The sequence below is a fragment of the Bradyrhizobium sp. 149 genome (assembly GCF_023073915.1).
GTDB lineage: Bacteria > Pseudomonadota > Alphaproteobacteria > Rhizobiales > Xanthobacteraceae > Bradyrhizobium.
Genome location: NZ_JADPKK010000016.1, coordinates 107,476 through 119,340, shown reverse-complemented (window position 1 = coordinate 119,340; position 11,865 = coordinate 107,476). Strand labels below are relative to the sequence as shown.

The window sequence follows — 11,865 nt, the reverse complement described above, 5'->3', positions numbered from 1 at the left end:
GCGCCGGACGGGCCGCGGGTGGTGGCGGAGGCGGGGGCGGCGCTGCTGGGCGCGGCGGTGCGGCAGCCGGCGGAGGCGCCGCGGGCGGATGGGGCGGTGCAGCTGCGGGCGGCGGTGCGGCCGGGCGCGCCGGGGCCGCAGGCGGCGCGGCCGCGGGCGGTCCCTTCGGCGGCTGCTTCGGTTTTCCGTCAGGGCCGGTCTCTTGTGGCTGCGCCTGCGCGACCACGAGCGGCGATGCGCCTTGCGCATGCGATGCGGAGCTTGCCAGCTGCATCGCGGTCAGAGCCGTGGTGGCAAGCAGCACGAAACGAAGATTGGTCATGATGGTGAACTTCCCCGGAAGGTTCTTTGACGACGTGTTGGGATGAACAGCTACGCGTTAGGCCGGATTGTGGCGGACAAAGCGGTCGCGGCCCGATTTATTTCTGCACGCAAATCACCTCACTATGGTGACGTTCATTGCGCATTCAGACGCTGCTTGCAATTGCCTCGGATGTGATGCTTCGCCTCATGCGTGATCCCGCGGCGGACTTGCGTCCGTCGCGGGATTCGGCGTGAGCGGGCCGTTCGGTCCGCGCGATGGAATCTCTTCAGGCATGCGGCCCGGCAATTCGTCGGGCGGCGATGGCGAGCCGGGCTCGCGCACCGGCGGCGCGATTTCAGGCTGCGGATTGCCCGGCGGAATCCCCGGCGGCGGCTCGGTGGGCGTGCCTGGTGTCGACGGCGGAATTTCGGGCGGCTCGATCGGCATCGGCATCATCGAGATCAGTTGTCGGGAGAACGGCAACGATAATGTCGCGCCAATGTTCCGTCTCGCGTCGCCATCTTATTGGGGCGCGTGGCAGACCGCCTCGATGTTGTGTCCATCGGGATCGAGCACGAACGCGCCGTAATAGTTCGGATGGTAATGCGCACGAATGCCGGGCGGCCCGTTGTCGCGGCCGCCGGCGGCCAAGGCCGCCTTGTAGAACGCTTCCACCGCGGCACGGTCCTTGGCCAGGATCGCGACATGCACCGGCTTGTTCAGCGCGCCCTCGCCGCCGATCCAGAAATCCGGCTTGCCGTCGGCGCCGAAGCCGGCGGCCGGATCGTGTCCGGTCTGCTCCTGCGTGACCTCCATGATCAGGCTGTAGCCGAGCGGGGCCAATGCCTTGGCGTAGAACGCCTTGGAGCGTTCATAGTCGGAGACCGGGAAGCCCATGTGGTCGATCATCGCAAACCTCCGTCGTTCGTTGTCAGCGCGACAGGAACGTATTGCTCCGTGTCCTGCGCGCAACCGCAAAGCCGCGCGCGACCATGTCAGCGATACAATCTTCTCGCCATTCGTTTTGTGACAGATGCTCGATCACCACCGCGCGCGGCCATAGCGATTGCGGCGCGTCGCGGAAAAAGCCGACCAGCACGCGGTCCTCAAAGCCTTCGACGTCGATCTTCAATGCGTCCACGTTCGTAACGCCGGCCTCGTCGAGAATGCGCGTCAGCCGCAGCGACGGAACCTTGATGGCGTCCGCGCTGGCGGTGCCGGTGACGACATGCGTGGCGCCGAGATTGCCGCCGCCGCTCTCGATCATCAGCTCGCCGTCGCTGTCGCCAGCGGCCGCCTGCACCAGGCGCACCTGGACTGCTTTCGAAGCGGCCTGGTTGAACGACAGCCGTCCAAAGGTCATCGGATGCGGTTCGATCGCAACCACTTTCCCCGATGGCCCGACCTGCTGCGCCATCACCAGCGCAAAGGTGCCGACATTGGCGCCGACGTCGACGAACACGCCGCCGTCCGGGGTGTGCTGGCGCAGGAAGTCGAGCTCGTCGAGATTGTAGGCGGGATTGAACAACGCGCCGCGCTCGGTGGCGCTGCCCTGGTGATAGAAGCGGAACGATGCGCCCTGGTACTGCACGTCGACGGGGCCACCGCGCAGCAGGTTCACCAATCGCGAGAGCCAGGGCCGGAACGCGCCGCGCTTCAGCCCCGATCGTGTCGCGAGGCGAATGATCGCGGCCTGCGCCGCATTCGGCGCAAACGCGCCGAACGGCGCGGACGAAGAGGCATTGTCGGTCGCCAAGTCAAGGTCCTCGTTGCAAGCGGCGCATGCATAGCCGGTTTTGCCGGGGACTCCAATCGTTCACGAGAGGTTCGTGATGGGGTAACGGGCCTCACGCTGCCTTTTTCGGCGGCACCTTGCGCTGGCGCAGGAAGCGGCCGAGCAGCTTGCGCTTACCCTTGCGCGGGATCAGGTCGATGTCGCTGACAAGTTTTGCGCCGCCCTTGCGGCGCTCCAGCACGATCTTGCGGCTGTGGAAGGCCTCCAGCTCGACACGATGCGCGACGCTGACGATGGTGGCCTTCGGCAGTTCGTCGGTGACCATCTTCATCATCTTGTCCTGGCTCTTCTCGTCGAGCGCCGAGGTCGCCTCGTCGAGCACGACGATGTCCGGGCTGTGCAGCAACAGCCGCGCAAAGGCGAGACGCTGCTTCTCGCCCCCGGATAGCGTCTGATCCCACGGGCCTTCTTCCTCGATCTTCTCCTTGAGATGGTCGAGACCGACCTTGTGCAGGACCTCGCCGATCTCCTCGACCGTCCAGTCGCCTTCCGCGCCGGGATAGGCGACCGCGCGGCGCAGCGAGCCTGATGGCACGTAGGGTCGCTGCGGCAGCATGAACAGCCGCCGGTCGGGATGGAAATTGACGCTGCCGCCACCCCAAGGCCAGAGCCCGGCGATGGCGCGCACCAGCGTGCTCTTGCCGGTACCGGATTCGCCTGCGACAAGCAGCCGCTCGCCGGCCTCGATCACCACCACCGTCTCGCCGACCACGGCGGTGCCGTCGTCGAGCGTGACCGAGAGATCGTTCAGCTCCAGCATGGCGTCGTTGCTGGTCTCGCCGCGCTTGATGCGGCCGAGGCCATCGCCCAGCTCGGCGCGCTCGAGACCGTCGAGCGACATCATCAGCGAGGCGATGCGGCGAGCGCAGGCATTCCAGTCGGCGAGCCGCGGATAATTGTCGACCAACCAGCCGAACGCGCTTTGGACGATGGTGAAGGCAGAAGCCGCCTGCATCACCTGTCCCAGCGTCATGCTGCCGTCGAGGAATTTTGGCGCGCACAGCAGGAGAGGGACCACGGGAGCAACAAGACTCGATCCCTGCGACACCAGGGTGGTGCGCATGTGCTGCCCCGCGAGCCGCGCCCATTGCCGCAGCACGTTGGTAAAATTGCGGTCGATGCCGTCGCGCTCCTCCGCCTCCCCGCCGAGCAGTGCGATGCTCTCGCCGTTCTCGCGCACGCGCGTCAGCGTGTAGCGGAAATCGGCCTCGGCCTGGTTCTTGTCCTCGGAGACCTGCACGAATCGACGGCCGATCACCAGGATCGAACCCGATGCGATCGCGGCATAAAGCACCGCAGCGATCACCAGGAAGCCGGGAATGGTCACCGACGATCCCGCAAGCGTGACGGTGAGCGCGCCGCCGATAGTCCAGAGCACGACGATGAAGGTTGCGGCCGACAGCAGCGCGGAAGTCACGCCGGCGAGAAAATCAACCGGCGAATCGGTCGCGACGCGCAGATCCTCCGCGATCCGGTATTCCGGATTCTTGTGGTCGCCGTCGACCAGATTGAGCTGATAGTAGCGGCCGTTGCCGAGCCAGCGCGTCAGCACGCTTGCCGTCAGCCAGGCCCGCCAGCGCCGCTGGATGCCCATGCGCGCGAACACCTGGGCCACGCCGAGCACGATGCTGCCGATCGCAAGCGGGAAGAATACCGCGGTGAGATGGAAGACGGTGGACGCCTCGCGCTTCTCAATCGCGTCGAAGATGGCGCGATTCCAGACATTGATGCCGTACTGGAAGCCGACGGTCAGGACGATCAGCACGCCGAGGCCGATCGAGAACGGCCAGGCGAGGCGGTCCCCCTTGCGTGCCCAGAACCCGCGCGCGCTGATCCAGAAGCGGGTGAGGAGATAGTCCTTGCGGGCCTGCTCGGCCTCGTCCGGCGACAACTCCGAGTCGGGCTCGACCAGCTCGGGCGGCGGCGGCGCCACTTCGTCGCCGTTCTCGCCGACGATTTCGACAATGCGCGGCGTCTTGCCTGATTCGTGCTTCCCGGCCGGCTTTTGCATGACCGGATAACGCGAGGTAAATCAAACGGTTCCCGCAAGTTCCGAGTGCCGGCTCATTCGGCGGCGCCGTCGCGCACCCGGCGGAGCCGTGCGACCCGATGCAGCACGCGCGACAGCTGATCGATCGCGTATGGCTTCTGCACAAGCTCGAAATCGAAATTGCCGTCCTGGGACAGCGCCTCGCTGTAGCCGGTGGTCAGCACGACCGGCACGCCGATGCTGCGGTCGCGGACCGTCTGCGCGAGATCGAGCCCGGTCATGCCCGGCATCACGACGTCCGAGAAAACGACATCGAATCGATCTGCGTCCATGACCAGCTCGGCGAGTGCATCGGTCGCATTGTCGACCAGCGTGATGCTGTAGCCGAGCTCGGTGAGGCCGTCGGCAGCGAAATTGGCGAGCTCGATATTGTCCTCGACCAGCAGCACCGACATGCCGCTGCCGGCCACCGCCGGGGCCGTGTTCGGCGCCTGCCGCTGCGGCAGCAGGTGCGGCGCCGCGCGCGGCAGATAGAGCGCGAAGGTGCTGCCGTGCCCGACCTCGCTGGTGACTGTCACCTCGCCCCCGGATTGCCGGGCGAAGCCGAACACCTGCGACAGGCCGAGACCGGTGCCTTGGCCGACCAGCTTGGTGGTGAAGAACGGCTCGAAGATGCGCTCGAGCCGCGCAGCCGGAATGCCGACGCCGGTGTCGCTGACGGCAATGCGGACGAAGCCATGGTTGCCGGGAAGATCATGGTTGCCGGGAAGATCATGGTTGCCTGAAATGTCATGGCTTCCCGGGACGGGAGTCAGCGTGTCCGCAATGGCCGGCGCGGCCGCGACCTCGAGAACGATCCTGCCCTTGCCGTGCATGGCATCGCGCGCATTGGTCGCCATGTTGATCAACGCCGTTTCGAACTGGCTTGCATCGGCATTGACGAGGCACGGCTCGGCCGGAAGCCGCATCGAGATTTCGATCGCGGGTCCGAGCAGCGTCGCGAGCATGTCGTGCAGCAACTGCATCCGCGCGCCGACGTCGAACACTTCCGGCTTCAGGGTCTGGCGCCGCGCAAAGGCGAGCAGCTGCGAGGTCAGCTTGGCCGCGCGCGCGACCGCCTCCGCGATGGCGGTGATGTAGCGTTGGCGCCGCTCCTCGCTCAGTTGCGGCCGGTTCAGCAGGTCGACGGAGGCGCGAATCACGGTCAGGAGGTTGTTGAAGTCGTGCGCGACGCCCCCGGTGAGCTGCCCGAGCGCCTCCAGGCGCTGGCTGTGCTTGAGCGCCTCCTCGGCTTCGCGCCGCGCGGCGGCCTCGGCCTGAAGATGCTGGGTGCGCCGGAACGCCAATGCCAGCAGCAGGAACAGCAGCGCGGTGGCGGGAATGCCGAACACCAGATGCTGGCCCATGGTGGCGAACCAGCGCGCGCGGATGGCCGAGGTATCGAGCCCCGCGCTGACATAGATCGGGTATTCGGCGATGCGTCGGTAGCCGATGCGCCGCTCGATCCCGTCCGAGGGCCATGCGACGGTGATGAGGCCGTGCTCGGGGTGAGCGGCGATGCTCTGGCCGACCGGCCCGCTGGGATCGAGCCGAAGGTCACGATCCAGTCGCGGGAGATGCGCCAGCACGACCCCGTCGCTGCGTCCCATCGCGAAGAAGCTGCCGGGGTCGGTGCCGATCCTGGCATAAAAGCTCTCGAAATATTCCGGCAGGACGGAGGCCTGGATTACGCCGATGAAGCTGCCGTCGTCGGAGTCGCGGCGGCGGCTGACCCCGAAGAAGCGCGCACCCTGATAGGGCTGGCGCGGCGTCAGGGGAACACCGATGTAGCTGCCGATGGTCTGGTCGACATGGGCATAGAAGTAGTCGCGGTCCGCAAAACTCTGCTGCGGCGGCGGCGAGGCAAGGCTGTTGACCAGCGACTTTCCGTCCGCATCGAAGATCCAGGCCGATTTGAGCTGCGGCAGCGAATCGGTCAGCTGCTTCAGGCGGCGGTGCAGGGCCGGTTCGCGCGAGCGGATGACGTCGTCGGGCAGGCCGCGCACCACTTCGTTGATCTCGGCGAGGCTACGGTCAATCGTCTCGAACACCTTGAGCGCGTGCTCATGCGCGACATCGAGGGTGCGTTCGATTTCGCGGTCGGCGATGTCTTTTGTCGAGGTGTAGGAGATCGAGGAGGCGATCGCGAACAGCGCAATCGGGAGCGCCAGCGATGCAGCCATCATCCACTGCAGCAGTCTCAGCGAATTGCGTTGTGCGCCCTGCACGGTCGCTCCGGTCCCACACCGGAGAGCTTACTTGAATTTCGCGCCGGGAAGGAAGCGGCTTGTGGCGGGAACCGGAGGTTGCAATCCGCCGGCTCGCCCGCGCAGGGGGCGGAGGCAAAATCTACTGGAACACGCGCCCGCCGTAGAATGCCCCGGCCATTCCGGCCGGGGATCGGAGCATGAATGACGCCTAGATCTGGCGCTCGACCATCTTGAGCTTGAGCTCGGCGATGGCTTCCGCCGGGTTGAGGCCCTTCGGGCATGCCTTGGCGCAGTTCATGATGGTGTGGCAGCGGTAAAGGCGGAACGGATCCTCGAGATCGTCGAGCCGCTCGCCCGTCGCTTCATCCCGCGAATCGGACACCCAGCGGTTGGCCTGGAGCAGGGCGGCGGGGCCGAGATAGCGCTCGCTGTTCCACCAATAGCTCGGGCATGAGGTCGAGCAGCAGGCGCAGAGGATGCACTCGTAGAGGCCGTCGAGCTTCTCGCGGTCCTCGTGGCTCTGCTTCCATTCCTTCTGCGGCGTCGGCGAGGTCGTCTTCAGCCACGGCTCCACCGAAGCGTACTGTGCGTAGAAATTCGTGAGGTCGGGGACGAGGTCCTTCACCACAGGCTGGTGCGGCAGCGGATTGATCTTTACCGCGCCGTCCTTCACGTCGTGCATCGAACGGGTGCAGGCCAGCGTGTTCTGGCCGTCGATGTTCATGGCGCAGGAGCCGCAGACGCCTTCGCGGCAGGAGCGGCGGAAGGTCAGTGACGGGTCGATGTTGTTCTTGATCCAGATCAGGCCGTCCAGCACCATCGGCCCGCAATCATGGGTGTCGACGTAATAGGTGTCGACGCTCGGATTCTTGCCGTCATCCGGATTCCAGCGATAGACGCGGAATTCGCGGACGTCGGTCGCGCCCGCTGGCTTCGGCCAGGTCTTGCCGCCGTTGATCTTGGAGTTCTTCGGAAGTGCGAATTCAACCATGTCGATTAAGGCCTTCGCTGTTCGTTTCTAGTACACGCGCGCTTTGGGCGGGATGTACTGGACGTCGTTGGTCATGGTGTAGTCGTGAACCGGGCGGTACTCGATCTTGACCTTGCCGGAATCTTCCAGCCAGGCCAGCGTGTGCTTCATCCAGTTCTTGTCGTCGCGGTCGGAGAAGTCCTCGCGGGCATGCGCGCCGCGGCTCTCGGTGCGGTTGGCGGCCGAGTTCATCGTCACCACTGCCTGCGAGATCAGATTGTCGAATTCGAGCGTCTCGATCAGGTCGGAATTCCACACCAGCGAGCGGTCGGACACGGCGATGTCGGTGATGCCGCTGTGGACCTTCTCGATCAAGTTCTGGCCTTCGCTCAGGATGTCGCCGGTGCGGAATACCGCGCAATTGTTCTGCATCACGTGCTGCATGCCTTCGCGCAGCTTCGCGGTCGGCGTGCCGCCGGAGGCGTAGCGGTAATGGTCGAGGCGTCCGAGCGCCAGATCGGACGAGCTTGCCGGCAACTCCGGCTGGCTGGCGTTCGGCGTGAGCTTCTCCGCGAGGCGCAGCGCGGCGGCGCGGCCGAACACGACGAGATCGATCAGCGAGTTGGAGCCGAGGCGGTTGGCGCCGTGCACGGAGACGCAGGCGGCCTCGCCGATCGCCATCAGGCCGGGGATGATGGCGTTGTCGTCGCCGTCCCTCTTGGTCAGCACCTCGCCGTGGTAGTTCGTCGGGATGCCGCCCATGTTGTAGTGCACGGTCGGCACGATCGGGATCGGCTCGCGCGTCACGTCGACATTGGCGAAGATCTTTGCGGATTCCGAGATGCCCGGCAGCCGCTCTGCAAGCACCGCGGGATCGAGATGGTCGAGATGAAGGAAGATGTGGTCCTTCTTCTTGCCGACGCCGCGGCCTTCGCGGATCTCGATGGTCATCGCGCGCGAGACGACGTCACGCGAGGCCAGATCCTTGGCCGAGGGCGCATAGCGCTCCATGAAGCGCTCGCCCTCGGAGTTGACGAGATAGCCGCCTTCGCCGCGCGCGCCTTCGGTCACGAGACAGCCCGAGCCGTAAATGCCGGTCGGGTGGAACTGTACGAACTCCATGTCCTGCATGGGCAGGCCGGCGCGCAGCACCATGCCGCCGCCATCGCCCGTGCAGGTGTGCGCCGAGGTGCAGGACGCGTAAGCCCGGCCGTAGCCGCCGGTGGCGAGAATGACGGACTGGGCGCGGAAGCGGTGCAGCGTGCCGTCGTCGAGCTTGAGCGCGATGACGCCGCGGCAGGTGCCCTGGTCGTCCATGATCAGGTCGATGGCGAAAAACTCGATGAAGAACTCGGCCGCGTGGCGCAGCGACTGGCCGTACATCGTGTGCAGCATGGCGTGGCCGGTGCGGTCGGCAGCGGCGCAGGTGCGCTGCGCCTGGCCCTTGCCGTAGTCCATGGTCATGCCGCCGAACGGGCGCTGATAGATCTTGCCGTCCTCGGTGCGCGAGAACGGCACGCCCCAATGCTCGAGCTCGTAGACCGCCTCGGGCGCGTTGCGCACCATGTATTCGATCGCGTCCTGGTCGCCCAGCCAGTCCGACCCCTTCACGGTGTCGTACATGTGCCAGCGCCAATCGTCCTTGTGCATGTTGCCGAGCGAAGCCGAGATGCCGCCCTGCGCCGCGACCGTGTGCGAGCGGGTCGGAAACACTTTGGTGATGCAGGCGGTGCGGAGGCCGGCTTCGCTGCAGCCGACTACGGCGCGCAGGCCCGCGCCGCCGGCGCCGACCACGACGACGTCATAGGTGTGGTCTTCGATCGGATAGGCTTTTCCGTTGGTGGCGGGAGCGCCGCCCTTGCCATTCGTGGCTGGGGCCGATGTTCCGGTTGGCATGGCTTACACTCCGGAGGAAAGTTTCAGGATCGCGTAGGTCGAAGCCAGCGCCACCGCGAACGAGAAGAAATTGTTGAGCATGATCGAGACGAGCTTCAGCTTCTCGTTATGGATGTAGTCCTCGATCACGACCTGCATGCCGATCTTCATGTGCCAGGCGCTGGCGAAGATGAAGAGCAGCAGGATCACCGCGATCGGCAGCGAGCCGAGGATCTGTGCGGCACCGGCCTGATTGCGGCCGAGCAGCATCATCACGATCACGATCACCGGGATCATCAGCAGCGTCATGGCGACGCCGGTGATGCGCTGGCGCCAGAAATCGGACGTGCCCGAATGCGCCGCGCCGAGATTGCGAACGCGGCCGAGCGGGGTGCGCATGGAGGGCCCCTTCGGAGCCCCGTGGGATTCGTCGAAGCTCATCGGCCGCCTCCGATCGCATAGGCGATGATCCAGACGAGGATCGTGAGCACGATGCCGCCGATCAGCGCGCCCCAGGTCAACGCCTCGCGCTCATTGGCCTTGAAGCCGTAGCCGAGGTCCCAGACGAAATGCCGGATGCCGCTCAGCATATGGTGCATCAGCGCCCAAGTGTATCCGAACACGATCAGCCGGCCGATGATGCTGCCGGTGAAGGCCTGGACATGGCCATAGGCGGCGGGGCCGGACGCCGCCGCAATCAGCCACCAGGCCAGCAGCAGCGTTCCGGCATAAAGCGCGATGCCGGTGGCGCGATGGACGATGGACAGTGCCATCGTCAGGGTCCAGCGGTAGACTTGCATGTGGGGCGAGAGCGGTCGGTCGATCCGTGCGGTCATGGGCTTTGATGTTGTATTGCGGCCCAATAGGGGGCGCGCGGGGATCGGAAAGGTCGGCTCTATTTACGGAGTCGATTTCGCCTGCGCAATCACCAAATCGCCATGAATCGAACCCCGGTTCAGCGCTATGGCGTTGATGAGACAAGGCCAATCGGGCGCTTGGTATACCAGAGCGTTGGTTCAACGAGTAAAAGATGAATTTAAATTCACTTGTCCATAGCCATTGAAATATCTATTGGAACACCTCTAAGCGGACCGTCCGGTCCAAGCCCCTCAAGGCGCACGCCCAGCGATCCCGCCCCTCGTTTGCCACCCGCCCAGCTCGCTCTTTTTGCGGCCTGTCGCGGATATGCGCAGTCTGCATTCCACCCCAGCCGAGAGACGCGGCCTGTCGACCGCGCAAACCGGATCGCCTACAGCTTCCGAGTAGCTATTTTCGAGCGATGCACCGGAGAAGTTGCGGCCGGTCGCCGGGGCAGGTCAGGGGTGATTGCAGGACTTGATATCAAGGAGATCGTCGAGCTCGCGCTGCTGCTGATCGCAACCGGCGCGCTCTCCGGATTTTTGGCCGGCGTGTTCGGCATCGGCGGCGGCGCGATTCTCGTCCCCGTGTTCTACGAATGCTTCCGCATCGCCGGTGTGCCGCTCGAGGTGCGAATGCCGCTCTGCGTCGGCACCTCGCTCGCCGTGATCATCCCGACCTCGATCCGTTCGTTCCAGGCGCACTACAAGCGCGGCGCCGTCGACATCGCGATCCTTCGGGCCTGGTGGCTGCCGATCGTGATCGGCGTCGTCGCCGGCAGCGTGGTCGCGCGCTACGCGCCGGAGCGGCTGTTCAAGATCGTGTTCGTCGCCGTCGCCTGGTCGGCCGCGGTACGGTTGATCTTCGCGCGCGAGAGCTGGAAGCTCGGAGATGACTTGCCGAAGGGGCCACTGATGCGAATCTACGGCTTCTGCGTCGGCATTTTGTCGACGTTGATGGGAATCGGTGGTGGCCTGTTCTCGAACCTGCTGATGACGTTCTACGGCCGTCCCATCCATCAGGCGGTGGCGACCTCATCGGCACTCGCGGTCCTGATCTCGATCCCCGGCGCGGTTGGCTACATCTATGCCGGCTGGCCGGCGGCGGCGAGCTATCCAGCGGTCGCAGCGTTGCAGGCCCCATTCGCGCTTGGCTACGTCTCCCTGATCGGTGCCGTCCTGGTGATGCCGATGAGCCTCGTCACCGCACCACTCGGCGTCAGAGCCGCGCACGCGATGTCGAAGCGAACGCTGGAGGCAGCGTTCGGGTGTTATCTGTTTATTGTCGGCAGCCGGTTTGTGATGAGTTTGCTAGGCGTTAGTTGACGGACCGGTCCTTCAATCTCACTTCGCTGCGGTCCCACACCTGGAGATCGCCTTGTGCATCCAGAAGGTCGGCCTCGGCCAATGCCTGGATCCGGGCCGCAAACACGTCGTAGTCGACAGGGGCCGCTAGCTCCCCCTCTTCGACTTTCTCAATCGCGCGGTAGAGAACCATTGCGACTTTTTGCCACCGCGTTTTCATGACAGAAAAAATGATTCGATCGACATCGGTCTCCAGCACAGAGGCAGGAAGCGAAACGTCTTCCCAACGGAGTGTGCTGTGGATTGTTGCTGGTGGGGGCGGCGGCTCCAGGTCAGGAAACCTCTTATAGATCAGTCGCAGAAGCTTGAACCGCAGATGGAAAACCGCAGTTACGAGCGGTTCTGCGAATAATTTTCGGCCGTCATCCCCAACATCGACTATCGCCGCCTCCGCTCGGCGGAATGCCGCGGCAGCATCGAGCAGGTGTTTGTGTATCTTTTTTGCTTCCTCTCGGTTCAT

General features: G+C 65.0%; 11 protein-coding genes and 1 pseudogene. 1 reads left to right on the top strand and 11 read right to left on the bottom strand.

Features of this window, described 5'->3' with window-relative positions:
* The 10 genes and pseudogenes from IVA88_RS10750 to sdhC form a co-directional block, all read right to left on the bottom strand.
* Positions 1-322, bottom strand: a pseudogene (locus IVA88_RS10750) (OmpA family protein); the annotation flags it as partial.
* Between the two features lie 186 nt (positions 323-508).
* Entirely contained in the window at positions 509-751 is a 243-nt protein-coding gene (locus tag IVA88_RS10745) for a hypothetical protein (RefSeq protein ID WP_247497264.1), read from the bottom strand.
* Positions 752-826: 75 nt separating this feature from the next.
* Positions 827-1,213 (bottom strand): VOC family protein, encoded by a 387-nt coding sequence (locus IVA88_RS10740; protein WP_247497259.1) that lies wholly within the window; start codon positions 1,211-1,213, stop codon positions 827-829.
* A gap of 22 nt (positions 1,214-1,235) precedes the next feature.
* On the bottom strand, positions 1,236-2,060 hold the full coding sequence (locus IVA88_RS10735) for an FkbM family methyltransferase (protein ID WP_247497258.1): 825 nt from the start codon (positions 2,058-2,060) through the stop codon (positions 1,236-1,238).
* A 91-nt stretch (positions 2,061-2,151) separates the two neighbouring features.
* Positions 2,152-4,110: an ABC transporter ATP-binding protein/permease gene (locus IVA88_RS10730; protein WP_247497257.1), complete on the bottom strand. Its 1,959-nt coding sequence runs from the start codon at positions 4,108-4,110 to the stop codon at positions 2,152-2,154.
* A gap of 53 nt (positions 4,111-4,163) precedes the next feature.
* Positions 4,164-6,356 carry a hybrid sensor histidine kinase/response regulator gene (locus IVA88_RS10725; protein WP_247497256.1) on the bottom strand — a complete coding sequence of 731 codons (2,193 nt, stop codon included), beginning with the start codon at positions 6,354-6,356 and terminating at the stop codon, positions 4,164-4,166.
* 190 nt (positions 6,357-6,546) lie between these two features.
* On the bottom strand, positions 6,547-7,329 hold the full coding sequence (locus IVA88_RS10720; protein WP_247497255.1) for a succinate dehydrogenase iron-sulfur subunit: 783 nt from the start codon (positions 7,327-7,329) through the stop codon (positions 6,547-6,549).
* 27 nt (positions 7,330-7,356) lie between these two features.
* Positions 7,357-9,204, bottom strand: coding sequence for a succinate dehydrogenase flavoprotein subunit (gene sdhA / locus IVA88_RS10715; RefSeq protein WP_247497254.1), 1,848 nt, complete (start codon positions 9,202-9,204; stop codon positions 7,357-7,359).
* Between the two features lie 3 nt (positions 9,205-9,207).
* A complete protein-coding gene (gene sdhD / locus IVA88_RS10710; protein ID WP_247497253.1) occupies positions 9,208-9,624 on the bottom strand; it encodes a succinate dehydrogenase, hydrophobic membrane anchor protein in 417 nt (138 codons plus the stop codon).
* Complete coding sequence (sdhC, locus tag IVA88_RS10705; RefSeq protein WP_247497252.1) at positions 9,621-10,019, bottom strand: succinate dehydrogenase, cytochrome b556 subunit; 399 nt, start codon at positions 10,017-10,019, stop codon at positions 9,621-9,623. Before sdhC ends, sdhD begins: the two co-directional genes overlap by 4 nt.
* Before the next feature lie 486 nt (positions 10,020-10,505).
* Between sdhC and IVA88_RS10700 the strand changes: the two genes are divergently transcribed.
* Positions 10,506-11,366 carry a sulfite exporter TauE/SafE family protein gene (locus tag IVA88_RS10700; RefSeq protein ID WP_247497251.1) on the top strand — a complete coding sequence of 287 codons (861 nt, stop codon included), beginning with the start codon at positions 10,506-10,508 and terminating at the stop codon, positions 11,364-11,366.
* Here the strand turns inward: IVA88_RS10700 and IVA88_RS10695 are convergent.
* On the bottom strand, positions 11,359-11,865 hold the full coding sequence (locus IVA88_RS10695; protein ID WP_247497250.1) for a DUF3658 domain-containing protein: 507 nt from the start codon (positions 11,863-11,865) through the stop codon (positions 11,359-11,361). The genes IVA88_RS10700 and IVA88_RS10695 overlap by 8 nt on opposite strands.

Excerpts from the sequence above, each read along its gene's own strand:
- IVA88_RS10745 (WP_247497264.1), bottom strand. The coding sequence starts at position 751 with ATGCCGATCGAGCCGCCCGAAATTCCGCCGTCGACACCAGGCACGCCC.
- IVA88_RS10740 (WP_247497259.1), bottom strand. The coding sequence starts at position 1,213 with ATGATCGACCACATGGGCTTCCCGGTCTCCGACTATGAACGCTCCAAG.
- IVA88_RS10730 (WP_247497257.1), bottom strand. The coding sequence starts at position 4,110 with ATGCAAAAGCCGGCCGGGAAGCACGAATCAGGCAAGACGCCGCGCATT.
- IVA88_RS10720 (WP_247497255.1), bottom strand. The coding sequence starts at position 7,329 with ATGGTTGAATTCGCACTTCCGAAGAACTCCAAGATCAACGGCGGCAAG.
- sdhA (WP_247497254.1), bottom strand. The coding sequence starts at position 9,204 with ATGCCAACCGGAACATCGGCCCCAGCCACGAATGGCAAGGGCGGCGCT.
- sdhD (WP_247497253.1), bottom strand. The coding sequence starts at position 9,624 with ATGAGCTTCGACGAATCCCACGGGGCTCCGAAGGGGCCCTCCATGCGC.
- sdhC (WP_247497252.1), bottom strand. The coding sequence starts at position 10,019 with ATGACCGCACGGATCGACCGACCGCTCTCGCCCCACATGCAAGTCTAC.
- IVA88_RS10695 (WP_247497250.1), bottom strand. The coding sequence starts at position 11,865 with ATGAACCGAGAGGAAGCAAAAAAGATACACAAACACCTGCTCGATGCT.